This is a genomic window from Denitrobaculum tricleocarpae (genome assembly GCF_007004665.1).
In the GTDB taxonomy this organism is placed as follows: Bacteria; Pseudomonadota; Alphaproteobacteria; order Kiloniellales; family Kiloniellaceae; genus Denitrobaculum; species Denitrobaculum tricleocarpae.
In genome coordinates, this window is sequence record NZ_ML660059.1 from 39,101 (window position 1) to 61,109 (window position 22,009).

Below are 22,009 nucleotides of genomic sequence, written 5' to 3' on the forward strand. Positions count from 1 at the left end.
AAGCAAACCTAAGATGCGATTGATCGGGTTCCCGAACTTCTGCGCGCCCGAGCTCTGTCGCTGCGGGGCTTTGACACAAGCGGCATGACGCGAGAGACCGAGGTCATCGACGGCACCCGGGTCGAAGAGATGATCGCGCGTATTTTTTCAAACCCTGAGGTCTCCTACATCCATATCCACAATGCCGCCGCGGGCTGTTACCACGGTAGGGTCGAGCGCGTTTAGAGATCGGGAAAGAATAGCGGCTAACCGTAAGCGGCTGCGTCGGAGATACTCGGCCAAAAGGCAGCAGGACAGTCAAAGACTCAATCGGACAGTCTTTTCGAGGTTCTTATCGCTCAACCGGCGTTCCGTTTCGATCAGTCCAAAAACACTCGCCATTGGTCTTTGTAAGCACCAAATCGCGATCACTGTAATGCACGACGTCGTCTTGAGACCTGGTTCCAACCAGCAGGTAAGTGGCATCCCTGTCGCTGGTATTTTCAAGAAAGTGACCGGAGTCGACGCCAGCTTTGAACGTCGCCGCATCGCCTGCGGTCATTTCGTTTCTGCTTCCGCCTTCATGAAGAACAAGGGCGCCATCCAGGATATAGACGAACTCGTCCTCCCTCTCATGCCAATGCTTCATGGAAGACTTTGAACCTGGCGGCAGCGTCTCCAGGCAGGCGCCAAACTGCGTCAAGCCGCCAGCGTCACTGAGCAGCAAAGCTTTGTAGGGTCCAAGTTCGAGATCATTGCCATCAAGTGTTGCCTGCGAAACCGGTGCATCCTGCGGCTTGATAATAGGCATCGACAAGGATCCTTTTTTGGCGCTGCGGAACAAAAAGAGACGAGCGGATTTCAATCCAGGTTGCACGGCACAATGACACGATGCAAGGCAAAGCCGTCTTTTAGCAGGCGCATGGCCAAACGGAAAATTCCGGACTCCTTCATTGTGACGTCAGCGCCCGGCTGGCTTCATTTGCGGACTTCTCAGTGCCGGAGAAACTGAGGCCAGAACAACTGCGGCCAGCGGCGCGCAGAAGGAGACTCCGAAAGAGACCGCGGGGGCGATTTCATAGAGGCCGCCCAACGCGGCGCCAAGGGCGTAGCCGATGGTCTGCGCGGAACCGAACGCACCCATGGCGCTGCCGAAATGGCCGGGCTCCCGGGAGGCTGCAAGCAGTGCCGCACAGGCGGGAAACGCCATGGCCAGCGATGCGCCGACGAAGACACCGGCCAGTGCGAAACTTCCCCAATTCCAACCCCAATAGACGAGGGCGACAGCGCTGCTTGCCAGGAGACCGGAAACGGCGAGGGCCAGGAAGGTCCGCTCGTTGAGGCGTCTCAACACAAAGACCTGAACCAGGATCGCGGCAACCGCGGCCAAGCTCATCAAGAGGCCCACGAACTGACTGGCCTGCACAGCGTCCAGGGTGAGACGGGTCTGTGCATGCAGCCCAATGGAAAACTGGAGCTGTCCATTCATGAGCGCCAGCAGCACCACGACGCTCAGCAGGAGCGGAAAGGCGCGGACTGCGGAACGGGCGCGCGGCTTCGGTGCAATTTCGTCCAAGTGCTCCTGCGGCGTCCCGGCAGGTTCCGGACAAAGCGACATGGCCAGGAAGGCGAGCAGCGCGAACACAACAAGAGCATGGATCGGCGCCAAGGCTGCCAGAAGCGTCAGGCCGGCAGCGAGCGCAGGGCCGGCAAGGCGTCCGATTGTCATGGCCAGGCGCAAGGCGCCGAACTTCGAAAGGCGTTCCGACTCATCGTAGACGCCCGCGACCCAGGCCTGCGCGACAGGGAAAAGCGCGGCGGCGGCCGCCCCGTGAATCACGCGGAAAAGAATCATCGCGGTGAGGGTGCCGTCCGGTCCGGCATAGCCCCTTGCCGCCAGTTCAATCGCCAGCGCGAAGCCGGCCTGACCGAGGATCACACCGCCACAGCCCATCAGCATGACCCTGCGTGGTCCCAATTCGTCGCTGGCCCGGCCCCAGAGCGGTGCCGCCACGACGAAAGCCAGAATTCCCAGTGCGACAACCAGACTCAGGCCACGCAAGTCAATGTTTGTGGTTTCGCCAATTACGGGAACCATCGTAAAGAGAACCGCCTGCCCGACGGCAGTGACGGCCAAAGTCAGGCACAACCCCGGCAATGGCCCGCTCTTTGACACGGATAGGCTCCGAAACAGCTGCCCAAATCTGTGAAACTCTGTAGAGATTTTCATTTTTCTGCAATATTTCAATATTTTAGATAAAGGTTTCTCGCTTCAGGAAATCACTCTAAAAAATAAAAATGATATTTGCAATTAAGAATCAATTGCATTATGAGTCCCAACATCGGCGATGGAAACCTCAGGGCGAACGATGCAAACCCTCAAAACACTCGACCCCTCTCCGACGTCTTTTCTCAACGCATTGTTGCGCGAATATAGCGGCTGGACGATATGCCGGGAAGCCGCGCCGGGTGCGCTGACTTCGTGTCAAGCAGAGGAGCACGCTGCGTCGGGAGCAACTGCGCAAAAGAAACTCCTGGTCCTCCCGCTGCGCGCGTCAGGCCTGAGCGCGTACATCGGCCTGAAGCATCGTTCGGCCGCGGGACGGCATTGCTTTTACGACCCGGTCCTGCTGGGCCGGGAGCCCCGGAGCGCGCGACCGATCGATCTGACGGCCCTGGCCAGTCTGATCCTGCATGAGCCTGAAATCGTAGGCGAGGTCTCTGCCGCCGGACGCGCAACTTTTTTAGGCCGGCTGCTCGACAGCCAGGAGAGTCTTGCGGATGCGCTGGATTACCGGCGTGGCGAATTGGATGCGCTCTTCACCCGGCCGCTTTCTTTCATCGAAGCTGAGCAGGCACTCCTGCTGGGTCATCCGGTTCACCCAACGCCCAAGAGCCACGATGAACTTTCACAGGAGGAGGTGCGGGCCCTGGCACCGGAGTTCGCGGCAGCTTTTCCGCTGCGCTGGATGCTGGTGCATCGGGAGCGGCTGGATGCCGGCGGCACCGAAGACCTTCCCTTGCGGCAGGCGCTCACGGACCTGATCGCATCGGATGACGCCTTTCCCGCGCACAGCCTGACACTGATCGAGAATGCGCCCACACACCTGCCCATGCCGATGCACCCCTGGCAGGCCGAGCACCTGCTGGCGCAATCCGGGATCAAGGCGATGCTGGCGAACGGCGATCTGATCGACCTGGGCACGCCGGGTTCGTCTTTTCACCCGACGTCGTCGGTCCGGACCCTCTATGCCGAGCATGCCGATTACATGCTGAAATTTTCTCTGAGCGTACGCCTGACCAACTCGGTCCGGGTGCTGCTGCCCAAGGAGTGGGAACGAGGCAAACAGATTCATCAGCTTTTCGCGACGCCCCTCTGGCAGGAAATCTCGAAACGCTTCCCGAGTTTCCGGATCCTGAGCGAGCCGGTCCATATGGCGCTCAAGGACAGCCAGGGGGCGACCATTCGCGAGAGCGCCGTGCTCTTCCGCCAGAACCCTTTCAAGCGGGACGCGGCCCTCCACACCGAAGTTCTGGCGACCCTCTGCCAGGACCATCCCGAGGGCGGGTGCAGCAGGATAACGGCGCTGATCCGGCGCATTGCCCTGCGCGAAGGACGCAGCGAAGCGGCGGCAAGCCTGCTCTGGTTCGACCGATTCCTTAAGGTCGTGCTCGCACCCTTTCTGCAGATCCACGCCGACTACGGCCTGCTGTTCGGCGCCCATCAGCAGAATACCGTCCTGAGCCTTCAGGAAGACTATCCGCTGCGGGTTTACTACCGGGACTGTCAGGGCACCGGCCACAGCGACAGCGCCCACGAGGTGCTGAAGTCTTACCTGCCGGGCATCGGCGGCGAGGCGCAAAACACGGTGTCCGATGAGTTGGGTGACCGGCTCTACGGCTACTACCTGATCGTCAACAACCTCTTCAATGTCATCGCCTCCATCGCCCAGGGCGGGAGCACGGACGAGGCTTCCCTTTTTGCAAGCCTGCGGGAATTCCTGTTGAAGCTGCGCGAAGAGGGTCTGCGCGATCCGCGTTTCGTCACCAAGCTGCTCGAGGAAGAGACCCTTTGGTCAAAGGGCAACTTCCTGACCTGCCTGCGCGATATCAACGAGAGTCATGAGGGCCAGGACCAACTGGCCGTTTACGTGCCCATGGCAAACCCGATTTACGCACCTTCGAACGCCGAAACTTCAACGCCAAGGATGCCGGAAGCACGCTTGGCCAAAACAGGGTAATGAGCATGCAACTGTCACAAAATGAGCTTCAAGACCAGCCGCCACCCCATGCGGCGGCACAGGGAGTCGACGACCTGGACCAGGAGAACGCGGCGATGGATCCCGTGGGCATGATGCTCGTGCGGAGTTTTCGCGACGCCGATCAGCCCGGCCGGGTCACGCTTTCCCTGCCTGCGGGGGTTGAGTCCGGTGCGACACCCTTCCCGGCGCCGCATCTGCTGCGCATGATTGAACGTACTTTTATCGATCTGCCCGAGAGCGATGCAATTGAGCTGGCACCCGGTCTGCTCGAACGCACGCTGCACAGCGACCATGATCTGGCTCTGGTTTCGGTGAGCGCGGCAGGCAAAACCGTCTCCTTTGAGAGAAAAGCTTTCTTCCAGAGCGCCGCGCCCTGGCTGCACTGCCGCCCCTCCAGCTGCATGCCGCTGACCAGCGTCACCGAGATGGGCAAGATCCGACACCCGCAACGCCCGCCCGAACCACGCGGCCTGGTCTATGAGCGTTACGATCCTGTGATCGACATGACGATCTCCTTCCGGGCCATCGACCCGGCCAGGGATCTGGAGACATTTTACAGCTGGATGAACGACGGACGCGTTGCCTTCTTCTGGGAGCTTGCACAGAGCGAGGAAGAGCTGGCGGCTTATCTGGAGACCCTGCGGAAGGATCCTCATGCCTTCGGGCTGATCGGGTCTTTCGACGGCGACCCCTTCGGATACTTCGAAGTCTATTGGGCGAAGGAAGACCGCCTGGGATCCTATTACGACGCCGACGACTACGACCGGGGCTGGCACGGGCTGGTCGGCAACCGCCGCCACCTGGGCCATGCCAAGACTCTCGCCTGGCTGCGCGCGCTGACCCACTATCTTTTCATCGACGATCTGCGCAGCCGTAAAGTGGTGGGCGAGCCCCGGGCGTCCCACACGAAGCTTCTGCGCTATGCCGATGACGTTGCCTATTACAAGGTCAAGGAATTCGATTTCCCGCACAAGCGCTCGGCCCTGATGCAGTGCGACCGGGAGACCTTTTTCGAGACGGTGCGGTTGTGAGCGCCGTCGCGGCGCAGCTTGCCGCAGCCCGCGGGCCCGAGTTCGAAACCGCGCAAAAGCCCGGATGCAGGTACTGGGCCAGGGCGCAGCGCAACCTGCTTGCCAAGGCGATCAGCGAGCTGGCCTATGAGCAGGTCATTCATCCGGCCTGGTCCGAGGAAAAGAGCGCGTGGCTGCTCTCCCTCGCGTCCGGGGAAAGCTACCGCTTTCAGGGCGTGACAAGGGCCTGGGGCAATCTCTCGATCGATCCGGAGACGTTGACGCGCGTCGTCGACGGCACCGGCCCCCAGGAGCTCAGTATCTTTCAGTTCGTCGCAGATGCGCGCGTCGAAATCGGCATGGTCCCGGCCGATATGGCCTGGTACCTGCGCGACCTTCAGAATACCTTGATCGCGGATGCGCAGCTGGCACGCCTGAACGCCGAAACAACCGCAAGCACGCTCGCGGAGTTGCCGGAAACCGGATTGCTGGCGCGCCTGGAAGGCCATCCCAAAGCGATCACCAGCAAGGGCCGCCTGGGTTGGGGACAGGATGACTTCGAGGCTTATGCGCCCGAGTTCGGCAGCTCTTTCCAACTGGTCTGGCTGGCGGTCGCCCGCAAGGGCATCACGGCGGCACAGGCAAACGATTGCTCCGAACAGGCGCTATTGCAGGCGGCCATGGACTCGCAAGATGCACTGCGCCTGCAGGAGATCCTGGACAGCAAGGGTTTGACCGGCGATGACTTTGCCCTGGTGCCGGTGCATCCCTGGCAGTGGCAGAATGTCATCACCCAGTGGTTCGCTGAGGATCTTGCAGCCGGGCGCATCGTATTTCTGGGCAGCCTCGGCGACCGGTTTCGGGCACAACCCTCGCTGCGCACGCTAAGCAACATCGATCGGGCCAAGGGCTTCGACATCAAGCTGTCGCTCTCGATCCTCAACACCTCCTGCTACCGGGGCATTCCCGGCCGCTACATTCCCATCGGCCCGCGGCTCTCCGACTGGCTGGTCGAACTGGTGGAGAGGGATCCTTTTCTCAGCCGAACCCATCGCACGCTGATCCTGCGTGAGGTTGCGGGTTTGCAGGTTCCCAACTCCACCTTCGATCTGATCGAGGGCGTTCCCTACCGCTACCACGAAGGGCTCGGTGCGATCTGGCGGGAGAGACTGGACGGCAAGCTGGAGGCCGGCGAACGCGGTGTGATGCTCTCGGCGCTCCATCACCGCGATTGCAACGGGCGGCCCTTGCTTGCTGAGTATATCGCGCGCTCCGGCCTGTCGCCCGAAGACTGGTTCGCCCGCCTGTTCGACGAAATCACCGTGCCGCTCTATCACTTCCTCTGCCGCCATGGCGTTGCCTTCATTGCCCACGGCCAGAACATCTCCGTCGTTCTGCGCGACTGGGCACCGGCAGCCTTGGTGGTCAAGGACTTCCAGGGCGATCTGGATCTGGTCGACCGGCCCTTCGAGGAACTCGAAAGCCTGGACCAGGAGATTCGCGACATCCTGCCGAGGAAGCACCCCGAGGTGATCGTCCACAACATTCAGACCGGTCACTTCGTGACGGTCTTGCGCTTTATCTCGGAAGCTGCCGCGGATTGCGGGTTGCTGGAAGAAGCGGACTTCTACGGCCTGCTTGCCGGAAAACTCCGCGACTATGAGCGGCAGCATCCTGAGCTGGCGGAGCGCTTCCGGCTTTTCGAGCTCTTCGCACCCAAGATCCCGCGGGTCTGCCTCAACAAGGCCCGCTTCGAAATCGGCTACGCGGATTCCGACCAGCGGCCCAGCCCGGCGGTCGGCAAGGAGATCGAGAATCCGCTCTATAGATTTGACGCCCCCTTTCACGCAAACAAGGAAGAGACCTGTCCATGAGTCAGTCTGCCATGACCCAACCTTCCACAACTGCGCCTTCTCACGATCTGGTCGGTGTCGGCCTCGGCCCCTCCAATCTGAGCCTGGCAGCTCTGCTGGAGCCTGTGACCGATTTCCACGCGCGCTTTTTCGATCAGCGGCCGAAGTTCGACTGGCACCCGGGCCTGATGCTGCCGGACGCACGTCTGCAGACCTCATTCCTGAAGGACCTCGTGACCGCCGCCGATCCCACCAGTCGCCACAGCTTTCTGGCCTATCTGGTGCACAAGAAGCGGTTTTATGACTTCGTCAATGCCTCCTTCGAGAACATCAGCCGGAGTGAATTTGCCGATTACCTGGGCTGGGTCGCATCGCGGGTCCGCAATGCCAGCTTCAACACGCCGGTACGGGAAGTCGCGTTCGACGGCGCGCGGTTTCAGGTGCGCCGGAACCGGGATACAGACGCGGCCAAAAACCTCTGTATCGCGACCGGCCACAGACCGAACCTTCCCGACTGGGCACCGGCGCAGCTGGACGCGCGCTGCTTCCACGCCAGCGAGATTCTGCATCGTACGCCGGATGTCACCGGCAAGCGCGTGGCCATCGTCGGGGGCGGCCAGACCGGTGCCGAGGTCTTTCTGACCCTCGCGCGGGAGGCATTCGGGCGGCCCGCGTCGGTCAACTGGATCAGCAGGCGGCCGAACTTCGACCAGCTCGACGACTCGCACTTCGCCGACGAATGCTTCACGCCCGATTACCTGCGGCTTTTCTTCCGGCTTCCGGAAGGCCGCAAGGCGGGCATCGTGGAGAGTCAGAAACTCAAGAGCGACGGTATCTCGCCCTCTACCCTGCGCGAAATCTATCATCTGCTCTATCAGCACCGGCATCTCTCGGACGATGATCGCCGCCTCACGCTCTCGCCGGGCCGCGAGGTTACCGGACTGCGGGAGGGCGAAGAGGTCTTCAGCCTGAACCTGCACAACCTCATGATCGGTGAGGGAGAGGCAGTACAGGCGGATGTCGTCATCCTCTGCACCGGGTACCGGACTCGCCTGCCCGAGATCCTTCAGCCGATCATAGGGCGCATGGAGTTCGACAACCAAGGCCGCCCGCGCCTGGACGAGTCCTTCAAAGTTCTGTGGGAAGGTCCGTCAGACCGGCGGATCTACATGCAGAACACAGCACGCCACAGCCACGGTATCGCCGATCCCCAGCTGAGCCTCATGGCCTGGCGCAGCGCGGCCATCGTGAACGATCTGCTCGGACGGCAGGTCTATGACATCGAGCAGTGCCCGCCGGCCATTAACTGGATCTCGGAAAGCCGGACCGAAGACGCGGGGACGGTCGCCGCCTGAGGCCGACAGCGTAACTCTAATCTCCCCATGAAGGACCGGATGCAGACCCGCTTGAACGCCCAAGAGCATAGGTATTTACGGTTGATTTCAATTTTGCGATTGATTCTTATTTGCATATCTGAAATAAGCACTCAGTCATTGAATAGGACACGGCGCGGGGTCGTATGAAGCTCGTGTGACCCCTGCGCGTCCGTACGCCTGAGCAACGGCGTTTTCAGGAAATTTCTGGGGGATTACATGAACATACGCTTTGCGTATCAAGCGTCGGTACTTGGTTTGGCGGTAAGTCTTGCCGCGGGTGCGGGACAGAGCCGGGCCCAGGACACGACCAGCAGCGAAAACACTACACCTCCGGTTGAACTGGAGCCCGTCATCAATACCGCGACCCGGGCCCCGCGCCCGGTTTCCGCCATCCCTGGTTCCGTCGTGATCATCGACAGCGAGCAGATCGAACAGCAGCTCTCGATTTCCAGCGACCCGGCAGACATCCTGTCGAAGTTCGTCCCCGGCTATTCTTCCAGCAACCAGACCGTTTCCGGCTCAGCGGAGACCTTCCGCGGACGCGGCGTGCAGGTGCTGGTCGACGGCGTATCGCGCAACACGCCCCTGCGCAACGTGTCCCGGATTATCTCCCTGATCGATCTCAACCAGATCGAGCGGATCGAGGTGGTCAACGGCGCCAGCAGCATCTACGGCAACGGCGCGACCGGCGGCATCATCAACTTCATCACCAAGAAGTCCACGGACGGCAAACCCTCGTTCGGAGTCAGCGCGGGCCTGCGCGCCTTCACCGCGGACGTCGAGGACTCCCTGGCGCCGGAAGCCTCGCTCCGGCTCTCGGGCGACAACAGTCATTTCGACTACCTGGCAGTGGTCACGGGCGAGATGACCCGCGACACTTTCGACGGCGACGGCGACCGCCTGCCCGATGATCCCCTGCTCGGACAGGGTGCCTTCGCGAACGGCGATTCCTACAACGGCCTGGTCAAGCTCGGCCGGGATTTCGATAACGACAGCAAGCGCATCGAACTGACCGCGGAGCTGACCCGCTTCGACCAGGAGCCCGAGTTTTACACCGACTACGACACCGATCCGGTCAGCGTCGACTTCGCGGACCCCTATGACGCAAAGAGCATCACTGAAGACTCCAACTATCAGGCGCTGAAGTTCGACGACAAGGAATTCGTCCTGGGCAGCCTCTCGATCCAGGCCTTCCGCAACGATATCGAGAAGCGCTTTGCGGATGCCCGGCAATCGGTCGCCAACCCGGCGGTTTATATCAACCGTGACGAGGGACAGACGACCTTGCTTGCAGACCAGCTCGGCCTGCGCACCACGGTCGATACCAAACTGGACAGCATATACGACAGCTTGGGCGTGACCTGGGGTTTCGACTACACCCATGACGAAACCACGCAGCATTTTCAGGACGGCGTTGAAGCCATTGCGCCGATGGAGCAAGACAGCTACGCCGGGTTTGCGCAGCTGGAGGTGGCACCCGTGGATTGGCTGCAGCTGCGCGGCGGCTTGCGCTATGAGCGCTTCAAGCTTGAGCTCGAAGACTTCAACCGGCCAAGTTATAATTTCTCCGGCTTTGACCTCCCCGCTGTCGATGTCACCGGTGGCACGGCGACCTATAGCGAGACGGTTTTCAACATCGGGGCCGTTGTTTATCTGAACGACGAAATCGAAGTCTTTGGCGCCTTTTCACAGGGCTATTCCCTGCCTGATGTGGGCGGGTTTACCCGTCGCGCCGGATTGGGGACCGCCGGTCCCGTAGACTTTTCCGACATCGCGCCGGAAGCGCAGCTGGTGGACAACTACGAAGTGGGCATGCGCGGCGAATGGGAGTCTTACCGGGGCAACCTCAGCGCCTATATCAGCGAGTCGGACCTGGGCACGACCTTCGACGTCTCAACCAACGAAGTCAGCCAACAGAAGGAACGGGTCTACGGCTTCGAGGCCGTGGGCGAGGTCGACGTCGATGATCAACTGACCCTCGGCAGCGTCTTTTCCTGGAGCGAAGGCAAGCGCGACACGGAGGGCGACGGCGACCTGGACTCCTATCTGCCGAACAACCGCATCGGACCGCCGATGCGCATCACGGGTTACGCCACCTATGCGACGGACTTCGATCTGAACCTGCGCTTCGAGGCGCTCTACACCGGCTCGCGCGACCGGGACGACGGCGTACAGCAGGTCAAGATCGACAATGCCCTGACCTTTAACCTCGCCGCCGATTATCCGCTCCTCGACGGCAAACTCAGCCTGGGCGTCGAGAACATCCTGGATGTGGAGTACGAAAACCCGACGGCGAGTGCCTCGCGCAACCGCCCCGTCAATGGCTTCGGACGCGTGGTCTCCCTGCGCTACAGCCGCACGTTCTGAGCCAGTCATTCCCAGGAAGACAAAAGCCGATGTTCACTTTCGACACGACCTCGGATCCCTTTCTCAGGATGAGCCTGACCGGCACGGTCACCGAGGATGACGAGCGCAGCTACCTTGAGGCTTTGAAGCAGCTCTCGGAACGTCAGTCTCCCTTCGGCCTGATTTCGATCATCGATATCGAAAGCGGTGAGGTCACCCACGAAACCCGCCGGGCGCAGAACATGTGGTTCAAAGAGAACCGCGCACATCTCGCGGAGGTCTGTTTCGGTCTGGTTCGCGTGCGCCCGAAGATCGACCCGGAAGAAAGTGACGAGGCCTTTATCCGCGCCATGCCCTTTCCCACCCGGCGCGTCGCGCGCGAGGAAGACGTGCTGCCGATCCTGCGGGACTGGCTGGAACTCTACGACAACAAGCGGGGCCAGGCATGACCGACTCCTCACCTGCCCCATCATCCGACGGCCTCGGAGCAGCGCCGGACGTCAAACGCATGCCGCCGGGCCGGGTCCTGGCGGTCCTGACCGGTCTCTACATCGCGCAGGCCATTCCGATTTACCTCTTCATTGCCGCCCTGCCTGCGATCTTCCGCGAGCAGGGTGTCTCGCGCACCATGATCGGCGCCATCGGGGTTCTGCTGATCCCCTGGATCCTGAAGTTCCTCTGGGCCCCCATTGTCGATCGTTACCAACTCTCGCGCCTGGGCCGCAGGCGCTCCTGGATCCTGCCTATGCAGGCGACGATTATCGGCCTGATCCTGGTCATGTCGCAGCTCTCGCCGCTGGACGACTTTTTCATCATCTTCGGGATTGCCTGCCTGGTTGCGCTGGCTGCCTCGACTCAGGACATCGCCACCGACGGCTACGCGGTCGAGGTCCTGACCCCCGCCCAGCGCGCCTATGGCAACGCCATTCAGGGCGGCAGCATCGCAGCCGGCGTTCTGATCGGCAGCGCCTTCGCGCTGATCCTCTACGACAACTTCGGCTGGCAGGTCACGATGTTCTCGATCGCGGCCCTGGCCGGGCTCGCCGCCCTGCCGATCTGTCTGATGCAGGAAAAGAGTGCGCCCGAGGAAAGCGATACGGCGGGAAAGGAACGGCCCTCCCTGATGGCCTTCCTGCGCCGTCCCGATTCCCTTCAGGTCCTGGCCTTCGCCCTGCTTTATCGCTGCAGCGAGGGCTTCGTGAAGCCCATGGAGCAACCCTTTCTGGTCGATCAGGGCCTCTCTCTGAGCCTTGTCGGCCTGACCAGCGGCGCCTCCGCCGCGACCGTGGGGCTGGGAGGATCGCTCCTGGCGGCCTTCGTCATCCGCAAATACGGCCTCTTCACCTGCCTCTACGGATTGGGGCTCGCGCGCACGCTCTGCTTCGCCGGCTTTGCACTGGCCGCCGCGAGCCAGACCACAGCCGCGGCGGTGCTGATCGGACTGGCTTTTTTCAACACGGTGATCCGCTACATGGAAGTGGTCGGCCTCTACAGCCTCTACATGGGTGCCAGTTCGCGGAACCAGCCGGCGACGGACTTTACCATCCTGTCCTGCGCCCAGCTGATCATCTATATGCTGGCCTCGATGGTCAGCGGCGTTCTGGCGGACTGGGTGGGCTATGCCCCCCTCTTTACCTTCGCGACGGTCCTGTCCCTGGTCGGCCTGATCTGGTGCATGCGGCAGATCCCGCAGAACCATCCGGCTTATGCGGGCACATCGTCATAAGTGGAAAGAATTGACACCGCATCCACGTGAGCCTGCAGGTGAGCCGGGCGGATAAGAAAGAGTCGCTTTTCAGACTTGCGGTCGTTCGCGCGATGGGGATCAATCGGGAGGTTTAAAACGCCCGGAGAGATCTCGCTATGAAGATCAGCAGCAACAGCATCGAGCGGGACGCCGCCGTCATGAAAGACTGGCTGGCGCAGCCTCCCGATACCCGGTCCGTGGCCAATTTCCTGCCCGGACCCGGCATTCAGAAGCTGGATCTGCGCTTTGACATCGCAAAGCTGCGCGCGGCACTAAATGAGGCGCTGCAGCGGACCGCCTTCAAAGGCGATCTCGACAAGGGCTTCGGCGCCTTCTCCCTGACCCGACGGCCGGGAGTCGAGGTGGAGACATCAAACGATCTCTCGGGGCGCTTCTACACCCGCGTCGACGAAAGCTACGAAGAGGTTTCGCGCGAAGATATCGTGGACGAGCATGCCTTCAGCGAGTTCGTACCTGCCTTCAAGGGCAGCTATTTCGAATTTCTGCATCAGGAACTGGTCAAGCGCTTTCCCATCGGCCGGATGAGGGTGCTTTCCAAGGGCACTTACAACTGCAATTCCTGGCACCGGGACCCGGAGCCTCGGCTGCACATCCCGATCATCACCAATCCGGGTGCGCTTTTTATCGTCAATCACCATGTCACGCACCTGCCCGCGGACGGATCGGTGTATTTTACCGACACACGGGGTTATCATACCGCGCTGAATGGCGGCGAAAGCCAACGCGTGCACGTGGTCGCCGCCCTTCCCACCTGAGATCACCCGAGCTGAGATCAATCGGAAATCAAAGAGGAAAAAGCGGCAGATGGCGATGTACGAGGGCATGAAGACAGCGCAGACTGAGGGGGCGGGCAGCAACCGCCGCCGGATGATCGACCTGCGCAGCGATACGGTCACCAAACCCTCCGCCGGAATGCGCCGGGCCATGGCCGAAGCCGAGGTGGGCGACGATGTCTACGGCGAGGACCCGACCGTCGAAGCTTTGCAATCCAAAGCCGCCACGTTGCTGGGCAAGGAAGCGGGGCTTTTCCTGCCGACCGGAACGCAGAGCAATCTGGTCGCGCTCATGACCCACTGCCAGCGCGGCGAGGAATACATCGCCGGCGCCGGCAGCCACATCTTTCACGACGAAGCCGCCGGCGCGGCGGTGCTGGGCAGCATTTCGCCCGTGGGACTGCCTCTGGACGGCAAGGGCGCGCTGACCCTCGAAGCCGTGGCAGGTGCGATCAAAGCCGATGATCCCCACTACGCGGTTTCACGCCTGGTATGCCTGGAAAACACCTGCGGCGGCCGGGTTCAGGATCAGGACAACCTCGATGCCATCGCGGATCTGGCGCACGCCCGCGGCCTGAGCGTACACATGGACGGCGCGCGCCTGATGAACGCCGCGGTCGCCTCGGACTGCCCTCCGGCGGATCTGGTCCGCAAGGCCGACACCGTCTCGCTCTGCCTCTCCAAGGGCCTGGGCACGCCGGTGGGCTCGGTCCTCTGCGGTCCGCGCGATTTCATCAAGCGAGCGCTCAGGGCGCGCAAAATCCTGGGCGGCGGCATGCGGCAGGCCGGGGTGCTGGCAGCCTGCGGGCTCTACGCGCTGGAGCACAACATCGCGCGCATGGCCGAAGACCACCGGCGCGCGACCCGCATGGCGGAAGGCCTGGCACAATTCCCCGCGCTTAAGGTCATCCACGACCCCGACCACACCAACATGCTGTTCGTGGCTCCGCGCGAGGAGGATCACGACGCGCTGCTGACCCATCTGGCGAAGGAAGGCATCGTGTTTGGAAGCCAAAAGCCCTCGATCCGTCTGGTGACGCATCTGGATATCACCGACGAAGATGTGGAAACGATCATCTCGACGGTTGGCGACTACTACGCCAGATCCAGGCAGAATTTGGCGGCGGCGGGTAGCTAACCCGGGTTTCGGGTGATATGAAGCGTCTGGATTTCTGAATTCGCCGAGCAGTTCGGCAGACGGCATCCTTCCAAAGAAAGACCATTATCGTGTTCGACGGTCCGCAGATGAGTACGGACAGAGCCTTTGCGCGCTATGAAGCGGTCCGCAAGAGTTTGCCAAAGGCTCAGTTTCCATCCAACTCGATCGAGGCCGAAAACCTCGGGGCGTTAGCGAAGGAGTTCGATGTCTTCGTGCTGGATGCCTTCGGGGTGATCAACGTGGGCAATACGGCGATTCCCGGCGCGCCCGAACGCATCGCGGCCCTGCAGGCGATGGAGAAGGAAACCTATGTCCTGACCAACGGTGCGAGCTTCAATGCCGCGGCCGCGCGCGCCAAATACACCCGCCTGGGCTACAGCTTCGACGCCTCGCGGATCGTCGCAAGCCGCGACGTCTTGGCCAGCCATATGAGCGACTTCGCCCCCGATTTCAAATGGGGCTTCATGGCCTTTACCGAGTCAAAGATCGAAGAGCTCTGCGCCAACCCGCATCTCCTGGAAGACGACCCCGCCCTTTATGACAGGGTGGAAGGTTTCATCCTGCTCTCGAGCATCGGCTGGAGCCGGCCCCGTCAAGAGCTTTTGGTCAGGTCCTTGCAGAAGAACAAACGTCCGGTCCTGGTGGGCAATCCGGATCTCGTCGCGCCCCTGGAGGCCTCTCTCTCCTTCGAGCCTGGTTTTTTTGCCCACGACATCGCGGACCGCACGGGCATCGAGCCGCGCTTCTTCGGCAAACCCTTCGCGAATGCCTTCGAAGAGGTCGCCCGCCGCATCGAGCGCGACCGCCCCGGCATGCCGGGCCATCGCATTGCCATGGTGGGCGATACGCTGCACACCGATATCCTGGGCGGTGCCGCAGCCGGTTTCCGCACGGTCCTGGTGACCGATCATGGCCTCTTCAAGGGACACGAGATCGCGCCCTACATCGCGGAATCCCAGATCGTCCCGGACTTTATCGTACGGACGACCTGATCTGAAATCAGGCTTCAGACAATCTCAGGCAAAGTCGTGGCAGGCGGCGTGTTGCGGCTGCGCTGGCTGCGCACGACGCCATCGATGACGGTCATGCCGATGCCCGGCAGATTGCCCTGCTCGACGGATTCCAGGATGGTCTTGCCCGGCGCGTGCTGGGCCCGGTCCATGATGACGAAATCCGCCGACTTGCCGATTTCGATCAGGCCGCAGTCGAGTTCGCGCATGCGCGCGGTGTTGCCGGTGGCAAAGCAGAAGGCGGTTTCGGCAGGGACATCGCCCAGACTTGAAAGCATCGCAATCATGCGCAGGATCCCGAGCGGCTGCACACCCGATCCGGCAGGCGCGTCCGTGCCCAGGATCACCCGCTCGACCTGCTCCAGCTCCCGCGCCGTGCGCATGGCCAGCAGGGCCGAGCGCTCGTTGCCGTTATGGACCAGCTCGATGCCGCGCGAACACTGTTCACAAAGACAGACAATCTGATCGTCGGGCAAAGCGGTGTGGCCGCCGTTGATATGGCCGATGATGTCGGCATCCGCCTCCAGGACCACATCCTTATCGATCAGGCCGGAGCCGGGGATGGAAGGACCGCCGGTGTGGATCGTGCTCTGGATGCCGTACTTGCGCGCCCAGGCGACCATTTCCTTGGCGCGGTCGCCCGCTTTTACGCTGCCAAGGCCAACCTCACCGAGCAGCTTTACGCCGGCTTCGGCAAGCTGTTTGAAATCCTCTTCCTCCATGCCCTCTTCGATCACCGGAGCCCCGGCATGGACCTTGACGCCGGAGGGGCGGAAATTCTCGTACCAGCGCTGGGACGCGATCGCCATGGCCTTCAGGCCGACGATGTCCTTGGGGCGGCCGGGCAGATGCACTTCACCCGCCGAAATCATGGAGGTCACCCCACCGTGCAGACAGCTGTCAATCCAATTGATCTGCTGCTGGCGCGGGGTGTAGTCGCCGATGACCGGATGCACGTGACTGTCGATCAAACCGGGAGAAAGTGTCGTGCCCTTGGCGTCCACCACCACATCGGCTTGATCGCAGTCGACATCGGCTTCCTTGCCGAAGGCCGTGATCCTGCCGTCGACAGCAACGACTGTATCCGCGTCCAGGATCGGTTTCTCGAGCGCGCCGCTCAAGAGCAGGCCGATGTTTTTGATGACAAGCTTGTTCCCGGTCTCCACCACGTGCTTTTCCCCGTATTGCTCTTTTTCGTCGACTTCGTATTTGCGAGCAGGGTGATAGACGCAGAAAGAAAGCGCAAGCGGAATAGCGGCTTGAAGCCGATGGGCAGATTGCCCGGCCAGGCCCTGAAACAGGCCGCCCGGGGCTCTTACATTGGCCTAGATCAGATCACATTCAGGTGAAACCGCCGAAGGCGATCTATCGACCTCGCGAAGCCGATCTAACCATAAGATCCAGAACGTGACCCGGTCTAAGCGGCTCTGGCGCCGGACAAACCAAGAAAGCGGCGGACTGTGTCTTTTGCGGTGTCATCAAGCTCGAAGCGCAGATGGACGCCTGTCGGCGATGCCGTGACGACCGATGCAGGCAATTCAGCACTCAGGCCTTCGACAAAGACCTTCACGCGGGCATCGACCTCGACACCGTCCAGGCCTTCCAGGCGCGCGCCGCCAACGGACATATTGACGATCTTGCAGTTCTGCGCGGCGCCGTTCGAGGCCACCTGACAGTGCCAGTCGCCGTCAACCCGCTCGTCCTTGCGGCGGTTCCCGGAGCTGCGCAGCTCGGCCATGATGGCGTCCATGCGTTGATCCAGATGCTCAACGTTGGTCGAGGTGGTTTCCGCGTTCTCCATCACGCTGCCGGAGTGACTGCGCACCTGATCGGTCTCGCTGGCGACATCCGCGATCTGGGTCGAGACCTCGCTCATATGCTGCACCGAGGATTGAACGCTCGCGCTGATCTCCTGGGTGGCCAGGCTCTGCTGTCCAATGCCTTCGTTGATCGCTTCGGAAATCTCGTTGATCTGCTTGATGGTGCCGCTGATCGAACGGATCGCCCCGACCGCCCCTTCGGTCTCGTTGCGGATACTGCCGATCTGCGTGGAGATTTCCTCGGTCGCCTTGGCAGTCTGGTTGGCCAGGTTCTTGACCTCCGCCGCCACAACCGCAAAGCCCTTGCCCATCTCGCCCGCCCGCGCCGCCTCGATGGTGGCATTGAGCGCCAGCAGATTGGTCTGCTCGGCGATGTCCTGGATCATGCTGATCACATCGCCGATCTTCTCGGCCGCTTCGGCCAGACCGCCGACCGTCTGATCGGTGCGCTCGGCTTCCTCTGCGGCAGACTGCGCAATGCTGGAGGACTGCTCGACCTGGCGTGTGATCTCGCTGATCGAAGCGGAAAGCTCCTCGGCGGCGGAGGCAACGGTCTGGATCGACCCGCTGACCTGATCCGCGCCGGCGGCAACGGTTGCGGTGCGGTCACCCAGCCGGCTGATCACGCCGTTCATGTCCGTGGTGCTGCCCTTCATGCTGTCGGCCTGGACGTTGATATCCGTGACCGCCGCCTTGACTTCCTTGTTCAGCTCGTCGGCAATCTCGTTGAGCTTCTCCTTCAGCTCTTCTTCCTGCCGAAGCTGCCGCTCTTCTTCCTCGATTTTCAAACGCTCGACCTCGTTCGCGTTCTGTTGAAACACTGTCAAAGCGCGCGCCATTAAACCGATTTCGTCTTTTTGTTCGGTTCCGGAAATCTGAACCTTCAGGTCTCCCTCCGCCAGACTGGACATGGCGGCGGTCATGCGCGTGATAGGGCCGGTGATGCTGCGCACCGTCGCGGTTACAAGAATGGCCGTCGCAAGCAGCATAACCAGAGTCACGCCAAGCGCCAGCAAGAAACCGCTTTGCGCTTCTTCGCCATACTTCGCCGCCATAGCCCGGAGATCTTGCGCAACCCTGTCTTCAACGCGCTTCAGCAGCTCGATTTTTTCGGTGATCCGGTCGAACCAGTAGCCGGCCTCGATCCCCTGGAGATCGCCGCCGTGGGGATTGGCAATGGCGATCCTGCGCATGCGTTCGACGTCTTCGACAGCCTCGCCCCGCAGAGTTTCCGTGTAAAATGTTTGCTGCTCCGGCAAGGCAAAAAGCATAAAGCCCTTCAAGTAGGCCTGTTGCTGCGCGATAAGGGAAATAAAACGCTCGTGCACCGCCGGCGCGAAGGCGCCCTTGCCGAAGCCGGCCGCGCCCATGGCGCGCTCGATCCCGGCGCGCTCCTTGGCCTGCAGAAGATTAACGTAGGCCGCGATCTCGTCCGTGATGTGGACCTCCGAGCTCAGGATCGCCATGTCGCCCACGATGTCGAGCAGCTTCGTGATGGTGCCGGTGTAATACTTCGCCATATCGGGCACGGTGAAAGAAAGATCGCTTACCGAAGCCCGCTTCGCATCCAGTTCTGCGACGCTGGCGCGGGCCGATTTCAATTTGTTCGCGAAGTCCGCGCCGAAGCTCGCCGCATCGAAGGCGTCCATGATGCCATTAAAGTGAGTGCGAATCTTGTTGGTGGCTTCGCGCTGCGCCGTGAGCCGCTCATTGAAGACCGCCCCCCCTTGAGAGGCGATGAAACCGGCGGAGTTCCCACGTTCCTTTTGCAGTTCGTGAACCAGATCACTGATATCCGGCGCGACCTGTGCCAGTTCCTGGAGGTGCGACAGATCTCTCGAAGCGGTGTACTGCTTGACGACATTGATGCCGGCAAAGGCCAAAAAGCCCAAGACAGGCAGCAATAGCGCCAGGGCGATCCGGCTCCTGATTTTCAAGTTTTTCAGGAAATCGAGCATTGATTTACCACCTCAAGTAGCTATTTGTTGGCTCAATACTTGCCAATAAATTGTTTGACTAAATACAAGATACGCGGTTGTTCGTGAAGACGAGGTAAATTTGGCTCAAGTCCGTTAAAACAACGGAGAGGCAAAAAGTCATTAAGAGAGGACGCGTTATTTACCGGTAGTCAATATCGGTCGGGCGGTTTGTGTTGCCGCCACGCCAAAGAAACAACAAGTTTTGTCTTTCAGCACGTCGCAGACCTGAAGTCTAAATCGGCCCATTCTAGCGGAAGCGATGCACCGCCGCCCGCGCTATCCAGGGCGCGTCTGTCCAGGCGCCCCCCGATAGCGTGGTGCTCAGGCCTGGCGCAGAAGCTCGTCCGACACCCGGCTTCCGGAGTCCCGCAGCTCCTGCAGAATCCGGGTCATGCTCTGATCCAGTTTCTCAATATGCGCGGAGGTCGTGTCCGCATTTTCGGTGACGCTATTGGAGTGCGCGCTGACCTGTTCGGTTTCGCCCGCCACGTCGGCGATCTGAGTGGAAACCTCGGTCATATGCTGAACGGTGTTCTGTACACTGGAGCTGATTTCCTGGGTTGCATGGCTTTGCTGGCCGACCGCCGTGCTGATGCTCTCGGAGATTTCGTTGATCTGTTTGATGGTGCCGCTGATCGAGCGGATCGCCCCGACCGCGCCTTCCGTCTCGCTGCGGATACTGCCGATCTGTGAGCTGATTTCCTCGGTCGCCTTGGCGGTCTGATTGGCCAGGTTCTTGACCTCCGCGGCGACCACCGCAAAGCCCTTGCCCATTTCTCCTGCCCGGGCTGCTTCGATGGTGGCGTTCAGGGCCAGCAGATTGGTCTGCTCGGCGATATCCTGGATCATGTTGATCACATCGCCGATCTTTTCGGCTGCCTCGGCGAGACCACCCACGGTCTGATCGGTACTCTCCGCCTCTTTAGCGGCGGCCTGGGCGATGTTGGAGGACTGCCCGACCTGGCGGGTGATTTCGTTGATCGAGGTTGAGAGTTCCTCGGTTGCGGAGGCGACAGTCTGCATGGAATTGTTTGCCTGGTCCGCCCCCTCGGCAACCGTCGAGGTCCGCTCGCTCAGGCGGCCGATAACGCCGTTCATCTCCGAGGTGCTGCCCTTCATGCCGTCAGCCTTCTTGCTGATTTCCGTAACGGCCGCCTTTACCTCCTTATCAAGATCGTCGGCGATTTGGTTGAGCCGGGCTTTCAATTCCTCTTCCTGACGGATTCGATTGTCCTGCTCTTCGATTTTCAGGCGCTCCACCTCACAGATGTTCTCCTTGAACACCACGAGCGCCTGGGCCATTTCGCCGATTTCGTCCCGACGGCCCGTCGAGGGCACCTCCTGCTGTGTGTCGCCCTTTGCGAGTGCCGACATAAACTCGGTGACCTGACGGATCGGCGTCGCCATGCCCCGGGCAATCAGGAAACCGAGTAGCCCGACAGCGATCAGCAACCCGCCACCGATCATCAGCATCTCAACCAGCATCTGTTTGACCGGCGCCATGACCTCACGCAGTTCCGCCTCGACGATCATCGCCCAGGCGACCCCATTGAATTCGAACGGCCTGTAAGCCGCCAGAACCGTCTCACCCCGGTAGCCCTCGACGATTTTGACGCCGTCTTCCCCCGCAAGAGCCTCGCTGACTGCCTCGTTGGCGACCTCCTGTACCAGGATTGTCGGCTCCTCTTCCAGGCGCGCCTGGTTGCGCATCAGATTGTCGGCACCGACAATGAAGGCCTGTCCGGTGGAACCGAGGCCCGCCGGGTCGTCCTTTTCAGCCGCCTCATCCTTGCCGGCTTCCTCATCCTTGCCGGCGTCCTCATCCTTGCGGGGGTCGGCACGCATCACCGCGTTGATGCGGTCGATCGGCATCTGAAAGACCAGGACACCCTTCAGGCTGCCATCGGGCGTCATCAACGGTGTGGACATGAAGCTCGCCGGCGCGCCATGGCTCGGTCCGTAGGGTTTGAAGTCGAAAAAGGAGATCGACCCGGCCTGCGCGTTTTTCAAAGCGGCCCGGAAGGCATTGCCCAGATCGCTGTCTTTCCACTCGCCGCTGTTGAGATTGGTCGCGTAATCGAGTTCCTTGAACACGCTGTAGATCAGGTTACCGTCCGTATCGAACAGGAAAATATCGTAATAAGAACGCTCGAGCAGAAACTGGCGGAACCAGGGATGATAGGCCGCGTGCACCCTGCTGTAGCTGGAGCCATCGTCCGCAACGTCCAGCAGGTGCTTTTCTCCAAGGGCATGATCGTTTTCGGTGATGTAGAGCTTTTGAAGTGTCTCGGTCTGTCCCGAACCAAGATCTTGCCAGGCGGCCTCAAAAGCCCGCTGAGCCTCAAGCACCGCGGGATTGGTCGCTGTATAGCGAATATCCTGCTCGATTGAAGTGAGGTAATCGCTTAATGCGACCGCGCGCCCCTCAACGATCGCTGTCAGTTTTTGCTCAACGCCCTCCTTGACCTGGATGGACGCAGCCCAGTAATTGCTGATGCCTATTCCGGCCCCGAGAAGTAAAGCCGTTCCGACAATTGCGATCGGCAACTTCTGAGAAATCTTCAAATTCGCCATTAATGAAAACATGCCCGCGCGCTCCTCCATCGGTCAGCGCCTGAGCCGACCCCCGATATTCAGCCTTCGTTTCGGGACCTGTCCGCAGACAGCAGGTTTC

The 22,009-nt window shown here is 61.1% G+C and carries 16 protein-coding genes; 11 read left to right on the forward strand and 5 right to left on the reverse strand.

Features of this window, described 5'->3' with window-relative positions:
- Positions 1 to 18 precede the first annotated feature (18 nt).
- A complete protein-coding gene (locus tag FKG95_RS20975; protein ID WP_142898384.1) occupies positions 19 to 225 on the forward strand; it encodes a DUF1203 domain-containing protein in 207 nt (68 codons plus the stop codon).
- 106 nt (positions 226 to 331) lie between these two features.
- Here FKG95_RS20975 and FKG95_RS20980 read toward each other — a convergent pair whose 3' ends face one another.
- Both FKG95_RS20980 and FKG95_RS20985 read right to left on the reverse strand, forming a co-directional pair.
- Positions 332 to 844 carry a cupin domain-containing protein gene (locus FKG95_RS20980; RefSeq protein WP_218940308.1) on the reverse strand — a complete coding sequence of 171 codons (513 nt, stop codon included), beginning with the start codon at positions 842 to 844 and terminating at the stop codon, positions 332 to 334.
- Between the two features lie 96 nt (positions 845 to 940).
- Positions 941 to 2,155: an MFS transporter gene (locus FKG95_RS20985; RefSeq protein ID WP_179954202.1), complete on the reverse strand. Its 1,215-nt coding sequence runs from the start codon at positions 2,153 to 2,155 to the stop codon at positions 941 to 943.
- A gap of 193 nt (positions 2,156 to 2,348) precedes the next feature.
- Here FKG95_RS20985 and FKG95_RS20990 point away from each other — a divergent pair, with 193 nt between their 5' ends.
- From FKG95_RS20990 to FKG95_RS21035, 10 genes are all read left to right on the forward strand, one after another.
- Positions 2,349 to 4,220: an IucA/IucC family protein gene (locus FKG95_RS20990; protein WP_179954203.1), complete on the forward strand. Its 1,872-nt coding sequence runs from the start codon at positions 2,349 to 2,351 to the stop codon at positions 4,218 to 4,220.
- Between the two features lie 5 nt (positions 4,221 to 4,225).
- Entirely contained in the window at positions 4,226 to 5,272 is a 1,047-nt protein-coding gene (locus FKG95_RS20995) for a GNAT family N-acetyltransferase (protein ID WP_218940309.1), read from the forward strand.
- Positions 5,269 to 7,125, forward strand: coding sequence for an IucA/IucC family protein (locus FKG95_RS21000; protein WP_142898388.1), 1,857 nt, complete (start codon positions 5,269 to 5,271; stop codon positions 7,123 to 7,125). The genes FKG95_RS20995 and FKG95_RS21000 overlap by 4 nt, the downstream gene beginning before the upstream one ends.
- On the forward strand, positions 7,122 to 8,459 hold the full coding sequence (locus FKG95_RS21005; RefSeq protein ID WP_142898389.1) for a lysine N(6)-hydroxylase/L-ornithine N(5)-oxygenase family protein: 1,338 nt from the start codon (positions 7,122 to 7,124) through the stop codon (positions 8,457 to 8,459). The genes FKG95_RS21000 and FKG95_RS21005 overlap by 4 nt, the downstream gene beginning before the upstream one ends.
- Positions 8,460 to 8,696: 237 nt before the next feature.
- The gene (locus FKG95_RS21010; protein WP_142898390.1) at positions 8,697 to 10,847 is read left to right on the forward strand and encodes a TonB-dependent receptor; all 2,151 of its coding nucleotides are present in this window, start codon (positions 8,697 to 8,699) and stop codon (positions 10,845 to 10,847) included.
- A 29-nt stretch (positions 10,848 to 10,876) separates the two neighbouring features.
- The gene (locus FKG95_RS21015; RefSeq protein ID WP_142898391.1) at positions 10,877 to 11,275 is read left to right on the forward strand and encodes a hypothetical protein; all 399 of its coding nucleotides are present in this window, start codon (positions 10,877 to 10,879) and stop codon (positions 11,273 to 11,275) included.
- A complete protein-coding gene (locus FKG95_RS21020; RefSeq protein WP_142898392.1) occupies positions 11,272 to 12,552 on the forward strand; it encodes an MFS transporter in 1,281 nt (426 codons plus the stop codon). The genes FKG95_RS21015 and FKG95_RS21020 overlap by 4 nt, the downstream gene beginning before the upstream one ends.
- Before the next feature lie 137 nt (positions 12,553 to 12,689).
- Positions 12,690 to 13,349, forward strand: coding sequence for an aspartyl/asparaginyl beta-hydroxylase domain-containing protein (locus tag FKG95_RS21025; protein ID WP_142898393.1), 660 nt, complete (start codon positions 12,690 to 12,692; stop codon positions 13,347 to 13,349).
- A 49-nt stretch (positions 13,350 to 13,398) separates the two neighbouring features.
- Positions 13,399 to 14,505 (forward strand): low-specificity L-threonine aldolase, encoded by a 1,107-nt coding sequence (gene ltaE, locus FKG95_RS21030; protein ID WP_218940310.1) that lies wholly within the window; start codon positions 13,399 to 13,401, stop codon positions 14,503 to 14,505.
- Between the two features lie 107 nt (positions 14,506 to 14,612).
- Complete coding sequence (locus FKG95_RS21035; RefSeq protein ID WP_142898394.1) at positions 14,613 to 15,518, forward strand: HAD-IIA family hydrolase; 906 nt, start codon at positions 14,613 to 14,615, stop codon at positions 15,516 to 15,518.
- 14 nt (positions 15,519 to 15,532) lie between these two features.
- On the opposite strand, the gene FKG95_RS21040 is transcribed toward FKG95_RS21035, so the two are convergent.
- From FKG95_RS21040 to FKG95_RS21050, 3 genes are all read right to left on the reverse strand, one after another.
- The gene (locus FKG95_RS21040) at positions 15,533 to 16,705 is read right to left on the reverse strand and encodes an amidohydrolase family protein (protein WP_142898395.1); all 1,173 of its coding nucleotides are present in this window, start codon (positions 16,703 to 16,705) and stop codon (positions 15,533 to 15,535) included.
- 248 nt (positions 16,706 to 16,953) lie between these two features.
- A complete protein-coding gene (locus FKG95_RS21045; protein ID WP_142898396.1) occupies positions 16,954 to 19,314 on the reverse strand; it encodes a methyl-accepting chemotaxis protein in 2,361 nt (786 codons plus the stop codon).
- Positions 19,315 to 19,656: 342 nt separating this feature from the next.
- Positions 19,657 to 21,921 (reverse strand): methyl-accepting chemotaxis protein, encoded by a 2,265-nt coding sequence (locus tag FKG95_RS21050; RefSeq protein ID WP_179954204.1) that lies wholly within the window; start codon positions 21,919 to 21,921, stop codon positions 19,657 to 19,659.
- Positions 21,922 to 22,009 lie beyond the last annotated feature (88 nt).

Coding starts and splice junctions, on each gene's coding strand:
- FKG95_RS20990 (WP_179954203.1), top strand. CDS start 2,349: ATGCAAACCCTCAAAACACTCGACCCCTCTCCGACGTCTTTTCTCAAC.
- FKG95_RS20995 (WP_218940309.1), top strand. CDS start 4,226: ATGCAACTGTCACAAAATGAGCTTCAAGACCAGCCGCCACCCCATGCG.
- FKG95_RS21005 (WP_142898389.1), top strand. CDS start 7,122: ATGAGTCAGTCTGCCATGACCCAACCTTCCACAACTGCGCCTTCTCAC.
- FKG95_RS21010 (WP_142898390.1), top strand. CDS start 8,697: ATGAACATACGCTTTGCGTATCAAGCGTCGGTACTTGGTTTGGCGGTA.
- FKG95_RS21015 (WP_142898391.1), top strand. CDS start 10,877: ATGTTCACTTTCGACACGACCTCGGATCCCTTTCTCAGGATGAGCCTG.
- FKG95_RS21020 (WP_142898392.1), top strand. CDS start 11,272: ATGACCGACTCCTCACCTGCCCCATCATCCGACGGCCTCGGAGCAGCG.
- FKG95_RS21025 (WP_142898393.1), top strand. CDS start 12,690: ATGAAGATCAGCAGCAACAGCATCGAGCGGGACGCCGCCGTCATGAAA.
- ltaE (WP_218940310.1), top strand. CDS start 13,399: ATGGCGATGTACGAGGGCATGAAGACAGCGCAGACTGAGGGGGCGGGC.
- FKG95_RS21035 (WP_142898394.1), top strand. CDS start 14,613: ATGAGTACGGACAGAGCCTTTGCGCGCTATGAAGCGGTCCGCAAGAGT.
- FKG95_RS21045 (WP_142898396.1), bottom strand. CDS start 19,314: ATGCTCGATTTCCTGAAAAACTTGAAAATCAGGAGCCGGATCGCCCTG.
- FKG95_RS21050 (WP_179954204.1), bottom strand. CDS start 21,921: ATGTTTTCATTAATGGCGAATTTGAAGATTTCTCAGAAGTTGCCGATC.